This is a genomic window from Gordonibacter sp. An230, from assembly GCF_002159915.1.
GTDB lineage: Bacteria > Actinomycetota > Coriobacteriia > Coriobacteriales > Eggerthellaceae > Rubneribacter.
Map to the genome: position 1 here is coordinate 157,921 of NZ_NFJP01000002.1, position 18,102 is coordinate 176,022.

An 18,102-nucleotide genomic window follows, 5' to 3' on the forward strand; every position below is an offset into this window, starting at 1 on the left:
CTCGACCCTCCTCACGCCATCGTATCGTTCAGAAATCGAAGCAAGCTCACCACCGTTGGCACCACCACGAGCGCCACCGTCGGAGGCAGAAAGCATACGGACAGGACGATGTCGAGCTTCGTCGGCATCTTTCGGATGCGTTCGAGCGCGTTCGCCTGGGCGATCTCGCGAGACAGCGCGGCCTGGCTCGCAAGGCCTTCCGCAATGGACGATCCCTGGCTCACGGCTTGGATCAGCTGCGCGGAAAACGCCGCCACATCTTGGCTGCGGCAACGCTGCGCGAGGTGCTCGAGCGCGCTCTCGCGTCCGTGCCCGAGCAGGTTCACCTCCTGGTCGACCAAGGACAGTTCTTCGGAAAGGGGGCCGTCCACGCTTGCCGCCACCTCCTTGAAGCACTGCTCGAGCGGCGAACCCGCCGCCACGGCGATGCCGAGCAGCTCCATGGCATCGGGCAGGCGCGCTTCGATGGCGCGACGGCGGTTTCTCTCGGCGGCGCAGAGCGCCACACGCGGCCCCAGCCATCCTGCGGCCAAGCCAGCCGCGGCAAACGCAATGCCGGCCGCGCTCGGAAAGAAGCCGCATGCCGCCGCAACGCACGATGCAGCGCATGCGCCGAACGCCGCAGCAAGAACGCGCAGGCAGCGCCACACTTCGGGCTGCAAAGAGACCCCCGCCCGCGCAAGCCGGCTGCGGCATTCGTCCGCATCGGAGCGGGCCGTCGGAGCGAACCTTTCGAGCGTCCCCGACGCGCCCTCCAGCAACCGGGCGAGCGCGTCGCGCCCGGCCGTCCGCACCCGGTCGTTGCCCGCGCGCCCCTCATGCGAAGCGCCTGTCCGCGGCAGCGGCGCGAACGAGCGCACAAGCGCCTCGTACACGGCTACGCCCGACAGCACGGCGAACACCCCCAGCAAGCAAACCGTCATCGCAGAGGCGGCCATGGCCCTTCACCCCCTCCTCCTGCGCCGACCGCACGCTTCGCGGCGCTCGCACGGCGCTTTCCCGGCTCGTCAAGCGAGGTGATAGCGCGACATGACGCAAGCCCTATCACCTCGAGGGCGATCGCGACACCCGCCAAAACCCATCCGAGCGGCTCCTCGGTATAGAACCGAGCGAAGTCGGCGTTTGCCGCGAACATCATGAAGAAGATGCACGGCATGGACAATGCCACAAACCATTTGGCCAGGCGAGTTCCCGCCACCTCCGTCTCAAGCTCCCGTGCGGCTTTGAGCCGCGCGTTCACATGCCCGGCAACCATGTCGAGCACCGGGGCGAGCGAACCGCCGAATTTTCGCTGCATCCTCGTTGCCGCCGCGAGAGCGCGCACATCGTCGCTTCCGGTGCGGCGCGCCATGTCCTCGAGCGCGTCAGGTAGCGAGGTGCCGTAGGTGATGTCGGCGACGACGCGGGCCAGCTCGTCACGCAACGGATCGTCCACGCGTGCGCACGCCACCCGCAGGGCGCGCTCCACCGTCAGCGAGCTTCGCACGCTTGCGGCGAGCTGGGGGAGCATGCGGGCGAACTGCCGGTCGAACAACGCTCGGCGCCTACCCTGCGCACAGCGCGTCCATGCGCCTCGCGCAGCCGCGACGCCGACTGCGGCCAGCACCCCGACAGGCACGCTCCCGCTCGTCACAGTCGCGAAGGAGAATGCAGCCGCAACTCCACCAACAACCGCAAGCGCGCGCACGCACGTCGGCAACCCCTCTCCACCGCGCCCCTTGGAGCGCGCCGCGCGCCGAATGGCGGCTTCTTTGCCAACCTCGTACAGCGCCCTATCGGAAAGCGGTCTTCCCCGCCGTTCGGCGCGCTCCTGGCGAAACAGCGCGTATGCCCATAGCGCAAACGCGCATCCACCCGCGGCCAACGTTGCGGAAACCGCCATCGCCCCCGTCATCGTCGCCACCTCCTTGCCCTAGCTTCCGAAGAACCAGGCGGGATCGAACGGTACTCCCGCCGCCCGCATGCGCTCTTTTACGGCCTGCGGCTGCACTCCGCAAGGCCGCCATGCGCCCACAACCCACCCGTTCGCATCGACGCCCTCAATGTCATAGGCGAACAGCTCCGCCCGCGGTATCACCGTTGACCCTTCCGGCAGCGGATCGACGGACACGACGCTCGTCACCTTGCGCGTTCCGTCTCTCATGCGCTCGACATGCACGACAAGGCCACCTTGCAGCGACTCGGCGATCTGCTGCGCGATCACCTCGCGGCTCAGGTCTCCGTCGGCATAGCCCACCATCGTGCGGAGCCTGCTGAGCGCGTTCGACGGATCGTTGGCATGAATGGTGGTCATCGACCCGGGATGATCGGTCTGCATGGCTTGGAGCATATCGTAGGCCTCGGCCCCTCGACACTCCCCCACGATGATGCGGTCGGGTCGACGGCGCAGCGACAACGCCACGAGTTCGCGCATGCCGACGGCGCCCTCGCCCTCCACGTTGGCCTCGCGCGTCTGCATGCGCTCGACATGGGAAGCTTGAAGGCGCAGCTCGGGAGTGTCCTCGATGGTGATGACCCGCTCTCCCTCCGGTATGAAGCCGGAAAGCGCGCCGAGCAAGGTGGTTTTCCCTGAGCCCGTGCCGCCGGAGATCACGATGGGGCAGCGGGCCTGCACTGCCGCGCATAGGAAATCCGCCATGGCCGCGGGCAGCGCGCCGACGCTCAGCAAGTCCCTCATGCTCAGCATGCCCTCCGAAAACGTGCGCACGTTGAGCGCCGGCCCATCTGGCGCGATGGGGGGCACCACGTATGTCGCGCGCGCCCTGCCCCCAGGCAGCATCGCGCATCCCATGGCATGCGTCTCGTCGCAACGCATGCCAGCCTGCTCAGCGATCTTGTTGATGATGCGGCGCAGGTGCTCGGCATCGTCGAAGACGATGTCGGGCCGACGCTCGATCAGACCAGCCCGCTCCACGTAGACCACGGGCGCGCGAAACGGAAGCTCCGGATCGGCCTCGTCCACACCGCCCCCGTTGACCATGATCTCGGTGACGGACGGATCGTCGAGCAAAGGCTGCAGCGGTCCATAGCGGAGGAAGTCGTCGACGATGCCCTTCGCCAACGGTTCCAGATCGTACGGAGAGAGCGGCACGCCTCGGTCGAACGCAACTTGGCCCACCACGTCGCGAACAAGAGTCTCGACCGCCGAAGGGCCCGCCTGCTGCGATCGCAACCTCAGCGCGACCTCCTCTCTCACGACCGTCTTAAGAGCGCGCTCGACCGACCTATCCACGCTCGCCTCCCTCTCCCACCGCATCGGCGAGCGCCACGAGCGAGAAGCTCACCCTTCCCGCATACTGAGCCTCGCGCACCGCGTCGGCCTCCTCGGGAGACACGGCGATCGTCACCGATCCGCCCGAAACCGCAAGCTCCCCTTGGCCAGATCCTGCCGACACGACGAGTGCGCGTTCGCAGACGGTGGTCAAAACCGATTCGCCAGAAGCAGCGGGCTCGACGGCGATCACGCGCACCGTGTCGAATGCTCTGATCTGGCCGGCAACGCCCGTCTCCGTGTCAACCGACACTGTGACCGCCTCCATGCCGGCCTCGAGCGCAGCGGCCAGGTGGTCGCCTCCCGCAATCCCGGCAATAAGCCCCGGCGCTATCTGCGCACCGGAGGGAATATCGACCGCCGCACGACCCCCGACGACGCCCTCCCGCGCATCAGCGCCGAGGGCTCCTTCCACGCGAAACGACCGCGGCACCTCCACCACCTCGAGCTGATCCAGGGAGACGGTATCGCCTGCGGCGATGTTCGTCGCGGCCACGAGCGTGGGGGCCAGGTCGGCCTTCACCGCGTCAACCTGCGCGTTCGCAGATACGACAGCCCAGGCACCGTATCCGACCGCAGCGACTGCAACCGCAGCCGAAAGCGCCGCCGCAAGGGCAAGGCGCTTTGCGCGACGAACGTCCTGCGGCCCTTTCGCAAAGAGAAGGGGGTCCGGAGGGGCCGACCCTGTCGTCGCCGCGGGCGCTGTCGGCGGCGGGATGGGCGCCCCTTTCGACGTCGGCATCTCCCCCTGCCTCGCAACACGATGGTCGGCACCGCGGGCCGCGCGGGCGGCGAACCCTCCCGGCCGCGGCGACACCCCGTTCGTTCGAGCCTCGATCATGACCGCCCTCCTCTTCTCTCCTTACCCTCCTGCGCGGACAGAACGGCCCGCACCTGCTCCCCCACCTCGGCGGGAAACTCGTCGAGCGAGCGAAGTTCCGTGAAGGCCGCGCTCGTCGCTCCGAGGCCGGCGGCCACGTCGAATCGACCGCACGTCCGTTGCTCGGGACGCCACACGCGACTTTCGGCATAGGGCACCGCCGCCATCACGCGATGAGAGGCAACCGGAATGCCCTCCACGCCGAACCCCCGGGCAAACACCGTAGGCGAGTCCTCACTCACCTGCAGACCCACCACCCATACGCGCTCGGCTTCCGGCACATCCTCCTCGGGCGCCTCGTAGAACCACATGGCAACGCTCCCGGAGCATCCCGCATCGCGCACGGCGCGCACGGCGCGATCGACGAACCGCATCGCCGGATCGTCGTCGTTTTTCGCTTCGAGGGCGAACGAGGCGTCCATGCACGCCGCGCGGGCCGCGTCGAGCGCGTTTTCCTGGCGCGCCTTCGTCGCATAGGCGATCCCCTGGTCCACTGAAAATGCGAGTATCGCGAACAACACGAAAGCCGCAGCCACAGCCAACGGAGCCATGCTCCCGAATTCGCCTGCAGATCCCTGCGGCCATCCGACGCGGCGGAGCACGCCCCTTCCCATGCTCACGGTCCCACCTCCACTTCGATTACCCTCCCTTCGGAGAAGACGCCCAACACGCTCCTCTCGAGAGACCGCCCCGAAAGGCCGGGGACGTCGAGGATGGACGGCAGCTCGTAACGCACATCGTACGAGAGCGCCAGCAGCGATGTCCGCTGCTCTATGGCGCCGCCCGCCGAATCGCTCCCCTCTTGCCGGGTCTCACGCTCCCACCGCACGCGCTCCACATGAAGCGATTCTGGCCTCAGCTGCGACGACGCGCCGACAATCCCTTCTTCCACGAACGCCTCCTTGTCCGTTGCGCGCTCAAAGCCCCCTGCGTCGAACTGTCGGCATGCCCGCGTTATCTCGGAGGAGAGCTGGCTTGCGGCAAGGGCCATGCCGCCCAACTGCATCGTCGCGAACACGACGAGCACAAGCAGCGGAACCGTCACCGCGAACTGCACGATCTCGCTCCCCCTCTCGTTCTCGCTCACCACGCCCCACCTCCTACCGTCTCGTCAATCATCCCTTCGATCACCGTCTCGTACGAGAACCCCGATCCAGCCCCGCCGGAAGCGGCCTCCATGATCGCGCCCACCGGAGTGAGGTATGCCCCCTCCAGCTTAAGGATGACGCGAACGGGGCGGTGCGCTGTTTGCGACGGCCTCTGTACGAACGAGCCCTCCCCCTCATCGAAGAGGCGATGGTCGTAGAACCCTCGCTGAACCTCCCCCACCTGCATGGACGCCTCAAGCGTCAGGCCATCGCCGGACAGCGCCGGGGATTCGCGAAGCGCGGCATTGCGCAACGCTTCAGATGTCGCACCCTCCGCCCCTTCCTCGCAAGCGGTCCGACACGCCGCATACGCCGCATCCTCGAGGGCCATGCCCAGAAACACCGCACGCCCCAAATCAACTGCGGCAAAGAGAAACAAAAGGAGGATCGGCAGCGCCATGAGAAACGAAACGACGCTGCCTCCGTGCTCGGCAGGATCCCGGCTACCCCATCGCCTTCCCTTAGGCCGCACCTGAGGTGACCTTGGAAAACATGTCCGTGATTGCAGTGCCCGCGCTCGTGATCGCCTCTTGGATGCTCCCTTGCAGCGCAAGGAGGGCGGCCCCCAGCCCGACGGCGAACCCCAGCACGATGACCGTCTGCACGATCTCGGAACCGCCCTCCTCCTCGCCACGCACCAAAGATGCCCGCATCGCACACACCATCGCCATGATTTTCGCACCCGCATTCGACATCGCTTTCTCCTTTCCCCAGTCGGCCGAACCGACTGCTTCCGTTTGTCCCGCTCTGCCTCGTTCGACCACTTGCCCCGACTTCATCCCAACGATGCGACCAACAACCACACGGCCAGAAACGGCGCCATGGGGATGCCGTCCTTCGCCGTCAACCTCTTGGCGGCCATGCCAGCCAGAGACACGGCCGCGGCGATCACGTAGCACGCGAGCATCCCAGAAGGAGCCGCGAAGCCGCTCGCTATCGAAAGCGCTGCCATGCAGCGCACGTCCCCGCGCCCGACGCAAGGAGCTTCCCCGTGCCCGATCGTTCGGTTCGCAACCACGCAGCCCACGATGACGAGCGCGGCGAAAGCCGTCCCCGCCGCAAGCCCGGCCATGCCGTCCAGGCGCATCTGGGCCACGACTCCGGCCATGCCAATGGCCGCGCACGCCTCGATGGGTATGATCCGCGCTCTCACATCGCACGCAACCGCAGCTGCCATCGCCACGCCGCATACGGCGAAGGCAACCACCACCGTCGCAGGCAGGTCCGCGACGATGAGCGCCAAGAACCACAACGCGCAGCCGAAGGCGCATATCCCACGGCGCAACGGCGTCGAAGAAAAGGCGCGCCGCTCCCGTAGCGCCGCCTCGTCGCACACGGCGAGCGACACGTCGACGTCGCATCCCGCAGCTGCGAGCGCGGCCGCACGCTCGCGCGACAAAGAACCTTCGCGCGCAGCCGCGAGCGCATCGTCGCGCCAGACGGCGAGCATGCCCTCCTCCCCACCCGCGTCCGCGCACGGCTCGCGCGCGCGATGCCCTCTTTTGAAGGCCGTGTAAGCTTCGCAACTCTCCCACCACCACGACGCCGCCCGCGCGTACGAGCGCCCAAGCAGCCTATCGGCAAGCGGCAGCACGGCGAACCACCCCGCGGCGCCGCCCGCCGCCAGCGCCGCCGCAGCGACCGCGGGCACGACCATCACGATGCCTCCCCGACTGCAACAGGATCGCATCCGACACCGAGAGAACCCCGTGCGTGCGCACCTCGAGAGGACGACCCGCACGCCTCTCCCAGGGAGCGCTTCGTACGCGACGATCCCGCTGCGCCCAAAGCGCCCTCCGAAGCCGATTCGCGCGTCGCACGCGCCGGAGACGACGCATGGCGTTTTGCGGACGGAGGCTTTGGTCCGACCGCTCCCGCCGAACCGGCCATCCGGTTCGCCGCGCCCGCCGAGCCTCCCGGACCAGCGCCGCCCTCCCCTTGCGTCGAAACCGCCTTCTCGGTCGAGCTCCTGTCATCCTTGGCGCGGGTTCGCAAAGCGAAGGAGAGTGCCGCAGAGCCCTTCCCTCCCCCGCTTTCGCCGTCCGGCGCACCCTCGATGACAATCCCATCGGGAAGCTCGAAGCGCACGACCCATCCCGCGCTGCCTTCGCACGCCCCCACCGAAAACCGAGGCTCCCAACCGAAAGCGGAGGGCACCCGAAACGCAAGCGCCTCCGTTTCGGCCAATGACGCTGCGGCCTCCTTGGCAAACGGACAGGGGCCGGATCGCGAGACGTCAATGTCCCGAAGCCGTTCCGTAAGCTCGGCGATCAAGGCGGAAAGCCCGTCCGCTCCCGTATCGCCGGTAGCGGAAGGCGCCGACGACGGCGATGAAAGGACGGGAGGGGAAGCCCGATCCGAAGCGACTGCAAGGGCCGTGGAACCCCGATCCGGATGCGCCGTCGGCGAACCCGTCCGGAAGGCCGCAGCGGAGGCCTGCTTGGAAGGGACAGCAGGTGCGGGAGCAGCCCCGCACCCCGCGAAGCCGCGATCAGAGCCGGATGCCGCAAGCCCCGCCTCATTGGAAGCGCTTATCGACGTCGGCGGGGATGCGGCGCACATCGACGGCGAAGGTCTCGCCGCGGATCCTTCGACGGAGCGCGCCCCCGACAGCGAGCCGTCCGGCACAGCCCACGCAAAGCGCGCTTCGGCATTCGAGGGCCCCTTTTCCCTCGCTTTCTCGGACGACTGGCCAGGCTCCGAAGCACCAAACCGGTGCAGGCAGCCGAAACAAACCTCGGCATCATCGAAAGCGCGCGCATGGCAGACCGGGCAAACCTTCATCGCGACCCCTCCTTCACCGACACCACCCCCATACGATCACCTGGCTCGAACCAAGGCGTCGCGCATGACGAGAAACGCTCTACCACCGCCGCCGCATTCCTGTGACGGAGCCGCCTGAAAGGCCCCACGTTCCGATAGGCCGCCAAAACGCATCCTGCTCCGTCGATGAACGCCACGTCGATGCGGCGCCCCATGCCGACCGTATGGATATCGGCGCACGGGAGCAGAAGCAGGACCCCTTCGTCCGGCCTCGCGAACAAAAGGCCCCGGGCGCGCCTCGCCGCGCTCGTCGCGAGCCTGAGCACCTCCGAACGCTCTCGCACGCCGTCGGAAGACGACGCTTTTGAGGGTCCCGCTTGCCTGCGCTCCCTGCCAGCGGCCCGCTCGCGCCCCGCCTTCATCGCAGCCTCCTTCGGTGCGGCCGCAGATGCCGCAACCCCGTTCGATGTCCTGTTTCTTTCATTATCATCAGCCCTTTCCGTTCGAATTCCCGTCGTAATGCACGACCATCCCCGCATCCTCCCCCACTTGCACGCCCGAGACGAACAGCCACTGGTACGACCCGTCGCGCTTCACGAACGTGCCGCATGCTGGCATGCCGCTGTCCACCTGTGTCCAGCCCTTCCCTTCCAATTCCCGAGCCACCTTCTCGAACATGCCGGCAGCCTCGCCCCGCATCGTGAACCCAACCACGCACGCCGAGGCGTCCACCCGCACGTCCTCGCTATCCTCGAGCGCGAGTACCTCACTCCCGAACCCCTCCGGAAGCAGATCTCCCCCGAACGCGCCCGCATCTCCGCTCGCATCGTTCCATAGCGTCGGATCGAGCGCCATCCTCAGCACATCCGAACCGGCAACCCCTCCCAGCCAGACGGCGCACGATACCGCAAGGGCGGCCAGGCAAAGGGCGAGCACCGCACGCACGATCCGCGTCCGCATAGGAGACGGTCCCGCCCTCATCGGCGCGCTCCGCTTCATGCGAGCACCCCCGGCTTGTAGCGATCCACCACGAAAACCGTTCGATGGGAAAGAGGCGGCAGCGACACGCCGAACACCTCGCGCTTGAGCCCCAAGCCGAACAACGTGGGCGAAAGCTCGAGCGTCCCCTCGAACTCCACATGCCCTCCCTCCGTGCCGCGCACCGCCACGCTCACCCGTTCGAACGGCTCGTCGAACGACTCGGACAGCACCGAGCCCACCTGCGCCCTGCTCTGCTCGATGCCCTGCCCATAGCTGGGAGAGGTCGCATGAACGCGCACCGCATCGCGAAAGGCGTTGTCGAACGCCCCGCATTCCGAGAAGAACAAAAGCGCGTTCACGGCCACCACCGCCACGACGATCAACACGGGGAACGCGGCTGCAAGCTCGACGACCATCTGCCCTTCCTCCCCCTTCGAAGCCGCGCGTAGAGCGTCCCGACCGACTCTCACTCCCATACTCTCGCCCCCGTCACCTGCGCGCACATAGACCGTAAACCATCCGCGATCCGTCCAATCACATCGGTCGTCACGCTCTTCACCGCCTCGGGCAGCGCGAACTCAATGGTCACGGCGGGACCGCCGTCGCCGAACACGCGCACCTCGGCAACCTCGATGCGATCCATCGCCGCGTCGACGCCTTCCGAAAGCCCGCCTTCGACCAAACCCACAATGGACTGGAACACGTTGTTCGATTCGAGGGGGTGCTCCACCGCTCCGCGTTTGAGCGACAGCAGTTGCGCGGCGAACGCGCCGTCGTCGGCCGAAGCCACGTGAGCCGAGTTCACGAGCACCGGCTTCAGCGCATCGAGATTCGCCGGCTCGAGCCCCACGGCGGAGACGACCTCCTGCAACGCGCCCGCCGCCCACGTGCCGAGTCCGCTCTCCCCCGCAAGGGGAAGGCCGTCGAGCGCCGAGGACACGGCTCCGTCGAGCGCCTCCTGCCCCTCGGAGTACGCCTCGAGCACACCCGACCAGCAATCGAGCACGATGCCGAGCGCCCCCACCGCCGCGCCGCCGTCGCCGCGAAGACCGTCGAGCAAAGACGAGACCACCGACGCTCCCTCGCCTGCAGGTTCGGCCACGAGCGTGGCTGCGGACACAGCAGCTCGCGCTCCGAGCGTCCCCGCAGGCTGAACGAACGGCCCCGCCCAAGCCGTCTCCGAAGAGCCCGTGCATGCCGCCAGCACGATCACACCCAGGCCGCCTGGAGGCCGTGCGTCGATGCGCATCCCCGCAACAGATCCAAAGGCCTCGCCCAAGCGGTCGAGCAAACCTCCTGCGCGTTCGCGCACCTCGGCTGAAAGCGGATCGAGCACGGCACGCGCCCGCTCGTAATCCTCGGCTGCTTCGGCCACCTTCTCGTAGTGGTACTCGAAGCCGTTGTCGATCGAGGCGGACGCGGCGGCCACCTTTCCCATGCTGGCCGCCGAGAACCCGCACTCTGGACATACGGCATACGATTCCGCCTCCATCTGCTCGATGGAACCGAACCGCACGACGCTGGAAGCCTCGGGGCATCCCTCCCAAGCGTGCATGATGGGCCCGGCCCCGTTTTCCGTCACCGGATAGGCCTCCTCGGTGTAGAGCCTCGTCTCGCGCATCTCCTCGGTGTTCTTAGGCACGTGCGGAAACAGCGCCTCGAAGGACTCCTCGCTCTCGCGCACGTACCCGCGCCCCACTTCCTGGGCTGCGAACGAATAGAAGCGCTCGCGCAGCTTCGAGCGCGCCCACTCCTCGGTCGAGTCCCCCATCGGCCGCTCCGCAGCGAGGCGGCGCGGATAGTAGGCCTTCGCCCGTTCGAGGGCGACGGAGAACGACCATGCGTCGACGCTGCGGTACAGGGGATTGTCCGCGCCCTCCATGCCCGCAAGCGATTGGGCGCGCTCGTACATGCAGTACGACGGGTTCGCACCGCAATCGCGCTCGAAACCGCGCAGCTTGGCCTCGGACGCTCGCTCGGCCGCCTCTTCGGCCTCCTCGGCCGCTTTCGCGACATCCTCCGCCTTGTCGTCAACCTCGTCTTGGAACGCCTCGGCCGCGGCGCCGGCGCCGACGGATATCTCCTCCCCCTCTCCGGGAGAGAGCACCGCCAGCGCTAGATAGTCCGCCGATCCACTGCCGTTAGCCGCCGCCGTCGACGCCGCGCTCGCCGCCGAGAGAAACGGCAGCGCCCGTTGCAGTCGGTTCAAGCCCGACGCCGCCTTCTCGGCGAACGAGTCGCGAGCGCGCGCAACGCTTCGCCCGGCCGAAAGCAGCGCTTCCGAAGCCGGTGCGGTTGCAGGGGTGCATAGCGCCACCACCCCCAGACCGGTCGCCGCCAAGCTGGTAAGCGACAGCGACAACACCGCCGCATCGCACACCCTCACGACGATCATGAACTCGGCCACCACGTTCTGGGCAGCGAGCGCCGCCGCATCCGCAACGTTTTGCACCTTTGAGGACGCCGCGTTCAACCTGCACACCTGGGCCGTCGAGAACACGAGCGACAACGTGATGAGCAGGGCGAGCACCACGCCCACCGAAGTGAACCCCTCTTCGTCGCGAAACAAATCCCGCTTCATCCCATCCACGCTCCCACCCACTCCGACGGGTCGTCGCCCGCCGACGCCGAATAAACCCATTCCGGTTGCACCTGTTGCTCGGCCTCAACCTCGATGCGGTAGTTGCCGCGCTCGTTCAGAATGCCGAGCAACGCCCCGCCCGCGCCGAGCAGCGGCAGCGGACGCGCCTCGTTTGCAATGAGGACCCGCACCACCTCCGACCCCTCGTCGCCCTCGAAGCTCACTTCCCATGAACAACCGCCTTCATGCACGTGGAAACAGGAAACTGGAGGCACGGCTCCCAAGCGATGACGCACATACGCCTCGCAGCTCTCGGCCATGTCGCCCGCCGCGTCCGTCTTCGTTGCGAGCAGCCGGCACGCCTCCGACGCCGCCGCATGCATGATGAGGCGGTCGTACAGGAGAATGCCCGGCTGCACAAGTAGAAGCAGCCCCACGAGCAGCACGGGTATCAGGAACGCAGCCTCCACTGTGGCCTGCCCGCGCTCCCGCGCCTCTTCTTTCACAACGCCCCCTTCGCTTCCGATCCCATCCCACACCTGCACCGTCAAAACAGGAACACGTCGGCAACCGACCCTGGCGCAGCCAGCTGCACATGGTGCGATGCGGACAACAGCGCATGTTCCACGAACAAACCCCCCTCGAGGCAGCGCCACAGCATTCCGAGGGCTACGAGCATCGCGAGGAACGCAGCTGTCACTACGGCAAATTCCACCGTGCCCTGCCCCTTCGCGTCGTCTAAAGCGCCAAGGACATCAGGAGCACGGACGATGTCGGGAACGCCGTGCGCGTCCCGGCCCGAACGAAAGCTCCCTCCGAGCAAACGGCGCGTCTCGCCCGCGCACGTCACAGGCTGTTGATCCCCTCCGCAATGGCGTCCCACAGCTCCTGCAGCTTCGGCCGGAACACGGTGATCGCGAGGATTGCGATCACCACCAGCACGCCTACCAAGATGGCGTACTCCGTCGTCCCTTGGCCGTCCTCCCGCTTCAGCGACCTCTCCGCACGGCACGTCGCCCGCGCCAACCACATCCGATACGCATCCATGCGCGCCCCTTTCCATCGTCAGAACCCTTCCATTAATTCGAGCAGCACCGGTCCCAGCACCAAGAGCAGCATCGCTGGCAGAATGAGCGCGCCTGTAGGCACCATCATCTTGACCGGAGCCTTCGCCACCCGCTCCTCGACGTGCGCCCGATGCGCAGCGCGCGCCTCCGCAGCCGAAGCCTCGAAGCCTTCCGCGAGCGATGCGCCGAAGCGCAGCGAGCGCACCGCACTCTCCACCACTCGCCCAAGCAGAGGCGAATCGTAGGAAGCGGCCAGAGATCGCAAGGCCTCTTCGCGCGTGGCCAAGCCCGTCGTCCACGCGCGATGCGCGCGAGCGCACTCCGCGGCGAACTCCGTCTCGAAATGCCCGGCATACAACTCGAAGCTGCGATCGAACGACAACCCGCTGCGCAATCCGAGCGCCACCACCTCGAGCATTTCCGACAGGTCGCGCTCCAAACTCGCTGCGCGAGCGCGTTCGCGACGCCGCACGGCCTTGGAAACCGCAGAAGCGCCCCAGATCATGCCAACCAGCGCGCCGACCAAACTCAGTTCGTTCGACAGCGTTGCACCTGCGATAGCACCCGCCGCCGTCGATGCCGCGCCGAGCCGCACGGACGCATCGACGAGCCCGAGGGCCGACAGCTCCTCAGCGCACCCCGCCCTCCTCCCGTGCTCGCCAAGCCATCCCTCCACCCTCGCGATGATCGGCAAACGACGCGCGACGGAGGCGCTCGAAAGGCCGAGCTCGATTCTGCGCGTGGCCTCGATGGCCAGGCGCACAAGACGACCGTCGAGCCCCTTGTCGACACCCTGCCCATCCGCACCCGCCGCCCGACGCAGCGCCTTGCGCCTCGCAGCGCCGAGAGCCCCCGCCCTCCACTGCGCCCCCAGGAACGCTCCCGCGGCGCCCGCCGAAACCGTCGCCATCACCGCGAGCGCGCCCTCCGCCATCGCCATCATCCCACCTCCGCAGCCAGCATGCGCCTCACCGCAAGCACGCCCGCCGCCTGCATGCCCAACGCAAGCGCAAGCAGGGCAAAACCGGCCGCGCTTGAGAAAAACGGCTCGAGGAAGCCTTCGCTCACCAGCGAGAACACCGCGATGAGCACGAACGGCATGACGCTCACGATACGCGCCGACAGCTTCGCTTGGGCCGTTTGCACGCGCAGAGAGCGATTCAGCTCGATCTCCCCTTCCACGGACTCGCGAGCCGCCTCGAGCACCTGGGACAAACTGCCGCCCGCCTCGTGCTGCACGTTCAAGGCCACGGCGACAAACGAAAGCTCCGGCACCGTCGCCCCTTCGCGCAGCGCATCGAGCGCCTCGGACGCGCCCTGCCCCGCCTGCAAACGGTGAGCAGCGCGGCCGAACAAAGCCCCGAGCGGCTCCGGCGCCTCGCCAGCCACTTGCTGGAGCGTCTGAAGCAGCGAGAACCCCGATCGAAAGCACACGCCCATCGAGCGCAGCGCTTCGGGAACGGCGTCGCGCATCGCGTCGCGACGACGCTCTTCAAATTTTTTGAGACGCGCGGTGACGACCGCGCACAAGCACACCGCCGCTGCAACGCCTCCCACCGGAGAAGCCAACGCAAGCCCCGTGACGAGCGCAACCAGAAAAGCCGATGCCAAGAACGCGGAGACGAGCGAGACCTCGGACGCTGGCACGCCACGCTCGCGCGCCTCCCGCACCGCCCCGCGCGCGACCTTCGCGCAACGGGTGGAGCGCATGAGCAGCCTTGCAAGCGGCCTGGTGCAGCTCACGCCATCACGAAGCTTCCGGGCCAGCCAGCCTGCGCGCGCCGTCCCCGAGCCCCGCATTCGCCCCGACGCCCTCCGTGCGCCCTGCAGCGCCGCGGACGCGGCGAGCGCACCGCATCCGAACGCTGCAAGCGCTCCGAGCGCCGTCACGCCGCCGAGCAGCATGCGCGCCTCCATGCGGCCACCTCCTCCTCGTTCGCCACCCGCAGCGCAGGCAATTCGCCGATCCAGAACGGCTCTGCCCTCCATCGGCCCTCCGTCTCCGAACGGTCGCGCCGATACAGCGTCTTCACCTGGCAGACATGCCGTTCCCGGTTGTAGGACAGCTCGGCCACCTCGGAGACGTACCGCGCCCCGTCAAGGGAGCGCGCCGTCTGCACGACGGCGTCGAAGGCGCTTGCAATGCTCGACTCGATCACGTCCACCGGCAGCTCGGCCGCATAGCGCACCATCGTCGTCAGCCGCGACACCACATCGGACGGCGAGTTCGCATGCAACGTGGTCAGAGAGCCGTCATGCCCCGTGTTCATTGCCTGCAGCATGTCGAGGGCCTCCGCGCCCCGGCACTCCCCCACCACGATGCGGTCGGGTCGCATGCGCAGCGCGTTGATGACGAGATCGCGTATGGTCACCTCGCCCGTGCCCTCGGCGCTGCGCGGGCGCGCCTCGAGCCGCACGACGTGAGGATGCTCGAGAAAGCGCAACTCGGCGGAGTCCTCGATCGTCACGATGCGCTCGTCGCGAGGCAGCGCGCACGACAGGGCGTTGAGCAAGGTGGTCTTTCCACTGCCCGTTCCGCCCGACACGGCAATGTTCTTCCGCGCGCGGACCGCCCATGCAAGGCAGCGCCCCACGGTCGAGCCGAACGATCCAGCCCTCATCATGTCTTCGAGCGTCATGACGCGCGAGGCGAACTTGCGAATGGTGAGCACCGGACCATCGAGTGCGAGCGGAGGGATGACCACGTGCACGCGATAGCCCTGCGGCAAGCGCGCGTTCGCCATGGGGGAAGCCTCGTCCACGCGCCGACCGAGGGGGCCGAGCATGCGATCGATGAGCGCCCGCAGCTGCGCCTCGTCGGCAAAACGCGCCTCCGAGCGGAACAGACGGCCCTCCCGCTCGAAAAACACGTCGCACGGACCGTTCACCATGATCTCGGTGACCGAATCGTCGGCGAGCAGCCCTTCGAGAGGGCCGAAACCGAGCACCGCATCCACCAACTCGCACACAAGCCTCCGACGCTCCTCGCGCGGCACCGCCGACCATGAAACGTCTTCGAACGCCTGGCGGCACGCGCTTCTCAGCTCGCTGCGCGCGCGATTCGGATTCGCCGTCACCATGGCGGCGATATCGTCTGCCGACACGAGCGACAAAACCTGGGCTTTCAGCGTCTCGAGACCATTCGAAGGCTCCCGCGAAGGCCCCGCCCCTTCCGCCGCACGCGCCCGGCTCATCAAAGACATGAGACCCCCTTCCCCCGACGATGCGGCCCACCCGGCTTTTTCGACCCACCTGGCCGCCGAATGCGCAGTCCGACCCGCCGACGGGGCTCCGAGACGTCCTGCATTGCGAGTCCGGCGACGTTCGGCAGCATTTCGCGCAAGAGCCGCTCGACGCTCGCGCACAGCGGATTGCGAGAATCCATCAGCTCGAAGGGCGCGCCCGTTCCGAGCAATTCCTCCACATCGCGGCCTCCGTCGGCTAGCTCGAACACGTGTGCGCCGCCGAGCGCGCACGACACGTCGATGGAGGAGAACGCGGCCCCCTTCGCGCACCGGTTCACCGCGTAGGAGAACGGCCCCGTGGCGATGCCGCAGCGGGCGCACAGGTCGAGCGCATGGCGGCACGCTCGCAAAGACGAACCGCGCTGATCGACAAGGAACAGCGCCTTCGAGCTGCGCTCGAGCAGCACCGCATGCTGCTCCGCCCACGCCGCCCCCGTGTTCGCCACGATCACGTCGAAGCGCTCCGACAGCCTGCCGAGCAATTCGGGAGCCTGAAGCGCGATGCTCTCGGCATCCTCGAGACGACGGGGCGCGGCCAGCAGAGCCGGCGTGCGGCCGTCGGAGCGCAGCGCCGCGATTCGAGCGGGCACAGACACCGCGTCGTCGATCGTCATAGGATCCGCCGCTCCGAGCATCTCCGCCACGTCTCCGAACTGCAAGTCGAAATCGAGCAGCAACGTCGAGAGGCCCATCGCATGCGCTGCAAGCCCCAGCAGAACCGACACCGAACTCTTCCCTGCGCCGCCGCTTCCGCTTACCACCGGCAGGAGGAAGGCCGAACCCTCGCGTCGCGGGGCGGACGCCATCGAAACGGACGGCGCAGCGGCCCTCGACGGTGCAGACGCCGAAGCCGCACCCCGCACGCCGGGAGCGCACGCAGCCCCCGTATGCGCCGTCCGAGCGGCATCCGACGCCATCTGGCCCGAAAGCCCGCTCCGAGACGCCTGCGTGACGCGCTGCGGGCCCTCGGCGTGCGGGTGCGCTGGGTTTCCGAGCGAAGCAGCGGCCTCCATGCAGCCTGCGCCCTTGCGCGCATCGACCGCAACGGCGGCGAACCGTCGCTTGCACGCGGCGTAGCGTTCGAGGAACGCCTGGCGCGTGAGCGATGCGTCGATGCCAGCAGCGCTCGCCCTGCTCATGAGCGACCCCGTTCCCTCGAACGACACGAGGCACACGCGTCTGTCCGCCCGATCGCGTTTGAGCGTGGCGGCAAGGTTGATAGGCTCCACGTCGTCGCACGACGCCACCCACACCTCGTCCACCGTCCGATCTCCCCTAAGGAACCTCCGCGCAGCCTCTCCGCTCGAGAACAGCCGCAGCCACCCTTGCGCCGCAAGATTCTCGCCGCCAAGGCCGATGGCCTCGGGATGGCGCAGGCTCGTCGCATCCGCGCACAGCGCTATCGCGGCGCTCATCGGGCGTCCTCCCGCCCTTGCGCGCCTTCCGTTCTCTCGACCGCCTCATTACCGGGGAGCGCGAAGTACAGCTCGGTCCGTTGGGCCGCCGACACCACCTCCTGCACGCGGTCGGGCTCCACGGCCACCGTGACCCACGACACCGAGGCGTCCCGCGCCTCATCGCCCGACGATGCGCTCGTAGCCAGCACGAGGACGTCGCTCGCCAGAAGGTCGGTGGACGTGCCGCCCGTCGCGTACATGTCCACCCTCGCCCCTGCGCGCACCGCCCCGCCAACCGCCTGCACGTCCTTCGCCGGCACGCTTACAGCCGCAAGGCCTTCAGGGGCCTCCACCTGGTTTTCAGCGCCTTGGAATCGCTTCATCGACAGCACTTCGCCAGCCAAGATGGCAGACGACGCCGCCTTGCCGCCCACCTCCTCCACCGAGCGCACGGCTTCCGCGGGAAGCAGGTCGGCCACCCAGAGACGCGTCTCGACGCACGAGGCGTCCACCGGCTCTCCCGCAGCTATATCGCGTTTCGCGACGCACACCTCTACCTGCTCGCCGCCGTAGCGGGCAAGCGCCTCGGAGCGCGCGGCATCGACCTCGGCCCGCACTCCTTGCGTGTAGGCGAGCACGCACACGGCGCACACCGCTCCGCACACAACACCCGCCACCGTCGTTGTCCTCCGCTTCATGACGTCCTTTCGCCGTTTTGGTCCTGATGTCAGTATGACCAGGCCATCCAGCAGATCGATCATGCAGGGCA

At 67.7% G+C, this 18,102-nt stretch carries 21 protein-coding genes; all 21 read right to left on the reverse strand.

Annotated features, from left to right (window positions below):
• Positions 1 to 11: 11 nt before the first annotated feature.
• The 21 genes from B5F40_RS01930 to cpaB (B5F40_RS02035) all read right to left on the reverse strand — a co-directional run bounded on the left by B5F40_RS01930 (position 12) and on the right by cpaB (B5F40_RS02035) (position 18,031).
• Complete coding sequence (locus B5F40_RS01930) at positions 12 to 938, reverse strand: type II secretion system F family protein (protein ID WP_087192693.1); 927 nt, start codon at positions 936 to 938, stop codon at positions 12 to 14.
• A complete protein-coding gene (locus B5F40_RS01935; protein ID WP_087192694.1) occupies positions 920 to 1,894 on the reverse strand; it encodes a type II secretion system F family protein in 975 nt (324 codons plus the stop codon). Before B5F40_RS01935 ends, B5F40_RS01930 begins: the two co-directional genes overlap by 19 nt.
• A gap of 18 nt (positions 1,895 to 1,912) precedes the next feature.
• Positions 1,913 to 3,232: a CpaF family protein gene (locus B5F40_RS01940; protein WP_087192739.1), complete on the reverse strand. Its 1,320-nt coding sequence runs from the start codon at positions 3,230 to 3,232 to the stop codon at positions 1,913 to 1,915.
• Positions 3,225 to 4,112: a Flp pilus assembly protein CpaB gene (gene cpaB, locus B5F40_RS01945; RefSeq protein ID WP_087192695.1), complete on the reverse strand. Its 888-nt coding sequence runs from the start codon at positions 4,110 to 4,112 to the stop codon at positions 3,225 to 3,227. The genes B5F40_RS01940 and cpaB (B5F40_RS01945) overlap by 8 nt, the downstream gene beginning before the upstream one ends.
• Positions 4,109 to 4,765 (reverse strand): hypothetical protein, encoded by a 657-nt coding sequence (locus B5F40_RS01950; protein ID WP_087192696.1) that lies wholly within the window; start codon positions 4,763 to 4,765, stop codon positions 4,109 to 4,111. Before B5F40_RS01950 ends, cpaB (B5F40_RS01945) begins: the two co-directional genes overlap by 4 nt.
• A gap of 2 nt (positions 4,766 to 4,767) precedes the next feature.
• Complete coding sequence (locus B5F40_RS01955) at positions 4,768 to 5,241, reverse strand: TadE/TadG family type IV pilus assembly protein (RefSeq protein ID WP_239442852.1); 474 nt, start codon at positions 5,239 to 5,241, stop codon at positions 4,768 to 4,770.
• The gene (locus tag B5F40_RS01960; protein ID WP_239442853.1) at positions 5,235 to 5,771 is read right to left on the reverse strand and encodes a TadE family protein; all 537 of its coding nucleotides are present in this window, start codon (positions 5,769 to 5,771) and stop codon (positions 5,235 to 5,237) included. The genes B5F40_RS01955 and B5F40_RS01960 overlap by 7 nt, the downstream gene beginning before the upstream one ends.
• Complete coding sequence (locus B5F40_RS01965; protein WP_087192698.1) at positions 5,761 to 5,994, reverse strand: hypothetical protein; 234 nt, start codon at positions 5,992 to 5,994, stop codon at positions 5,761 to 5,763. Before B5F40_RS01965 ends, B5F40_RS01960 begins: the two co-directional genes overlap by 11 nt.
• An 80-nt stretch (positions 5,995 to 6,074) precedes the next feature.
• Positions 6,075 to 6,956: a hypothetical protein gene (locus B5F40_RS01970; protein WP_087192699.1), complete on the reverse strand. Its 882-nt coding sequence runs from the start codon at positions 6,954 to 6,956 to the stop codon at positions 6,075 to 6,077.
• A 1,123-nt stretch (positions 6,957 to 8,079) separates the two neighbouring features.
• Positions 8,080 to 8,484: a DUF192 domain-containing protein gene (locus B5F40_RS01980; RefSeq protein WP_087192701.1), complete on the reverse strand. Its 405-nt coding sequence runs from the start codon at positions 8,482 to 8,484 to the stop codon at positions 8,080 to 8,082.
• A 67-nt stretch (positions 8,485 to 8,551) separates the two neighbouring features.
• On the reverse strand, positions 8,552 to 9,022 hold the full coding sequence (locus tag B5F40_RS01985; protein ID WP_087192702.1) for a hypothetical protein: 471 nt from the start codon (positions 9,020 to 9,022) through the stop codon (positions 8,552 to 8,554).
• 35 nt (positions 9,023 to 9,057) lie between these two features.
• Positions 9,058 to 9,459: a hypothetical protein gene (locus tag B5F40_RS01990; RefSeq protein ID WP_087192703.1), complete on the reverse strand. Its 402-nt coding sequence runs from the start codon at positions 9,457 to 9,459 to the stop codon at positions 9,058 to 9,060.
• A gap of 50 nt (positions 9,460 to 9,509) precedes the next feature.
• Positions 9,510 to 11,624: a molybdenum cofactor biosynthesis enzyme gene (locus B5F40_RS01995; RefSeq protein WP_087192704.1), complete on the reverse strand. Its 2,115-nt coding sequence runs from the start codon at positions 11,622 to 11,624 to the stop codon at positions 9,510 to 9,512.
• Positions 11,621 to 12,130, reverse strand: coding sequence for a TadE/TadG family type IV pilus assembly protein (locus B5F40_RS02000; RefSeq protein ID WP_087192705.1), 510 nt, complete (start codon positions 12,128 to 12,130; stop codon positions 11,621 to 11,623). Before B5F40_RS02000 ends, B5F40_RS01995 begins: the two co-directional genes overlap by 4 nt.
• 41 nt (positions 12,131 to 12,171) lie before the next feature.
• Positions 12,172 to 12,339: a hypothetical protein gene (locus tag B5F40_RS02005; protein WP_239442854.1), complete on the reverse strand. Its 168-nt coding sequence runs from the start codon at positions 12,337 to 12,339 to the stop codon at positions 12,172 to 12,174.
• 131 nt (positions 12,340 to 12,470) lie between these two features.
• Complete coding sequence (locus B5F40_RS02010; protein WP_087192706.1) at positions 12,471 to 12,671, reverse strand: Flp family type IVb pilin; 201 nt, start codon at positions 12,669 to 12,671, stop codon at positions 12,471 to 12,473.
• 18 nt (positions 12,672 to 12,689) lie between these two features.
• Complete coding sequence (locus tag B5F40_RS02015) at positions 12,690 to 13,634, reverse strand: type II secretion system F family protein (protein WP_239442855.1); 945 nt, start codon at positions 13,632 to 13,634, stop codon at positions 12,690 to 12,692.
• The gene (locus B5F40_RS02020) at positions 13,631 to 14,608 is read right to left on the reverse strand and encodes a type II secretion system F family protein (RefSeq protein WP_087192708.1); all 978 of its coding nucleotides are present in this window, start codon (positions 14,606 to 14,608) and stop codon (positions 13,631 to 13,633) included. The genes B5F40_RS02015 and B5F40_RS02020 overlap by 4 nt, the downstream gene beginning before the upstream one ends.
• The gene (locus B5F40_RS02025; protein WP_087192709.1) at positions 14,578 to 15,894 is read right to left on the reverse strand and encodes a CpaF family protein; all 1,317 of its coding nucleotides are present in this window, start codon (positions 15,892 to 15,894) and stop codon (positions 14,578 to 14,580) included. Before B5F40_RS02025 ends, B5F40_RS02020 begins: the two co-directional genes overlap by 31 nt.
• Positions 15,885 to 17,351: an AAA family ATPase gene (locus B5F40_RS02030; protein ID WP_239442856.1), complete on the reverse strand. Its 1,467-nt coding sequence runs from the start codon at positions 17,349 to 17,351 to the stop codon at positions 15,885 to 15,887. Before B5F40_RS02030 ends, B5F40_RS02025 begins: the two co-directional genes overlap by 10 nt.
• On the reverse strand, positions 17,348 to 18,031 hold the full coding sequence (gene cpaB, locus B5F40_RS02035; protein WP_087192743.1) for a Flp pilus assembly protein CpaB: 684 nt from the start codon (positions 18,029 to 18,031) through the stop codon (positions 17,348 to 17,350). Before cpaB (B5F40_RS02035) ends, B5F40_RS02030 begins: the two co-directional genes overlap by 4 nt.
• Positions 18,032 to 18,102: the final 71 nt, after the last annotated feature.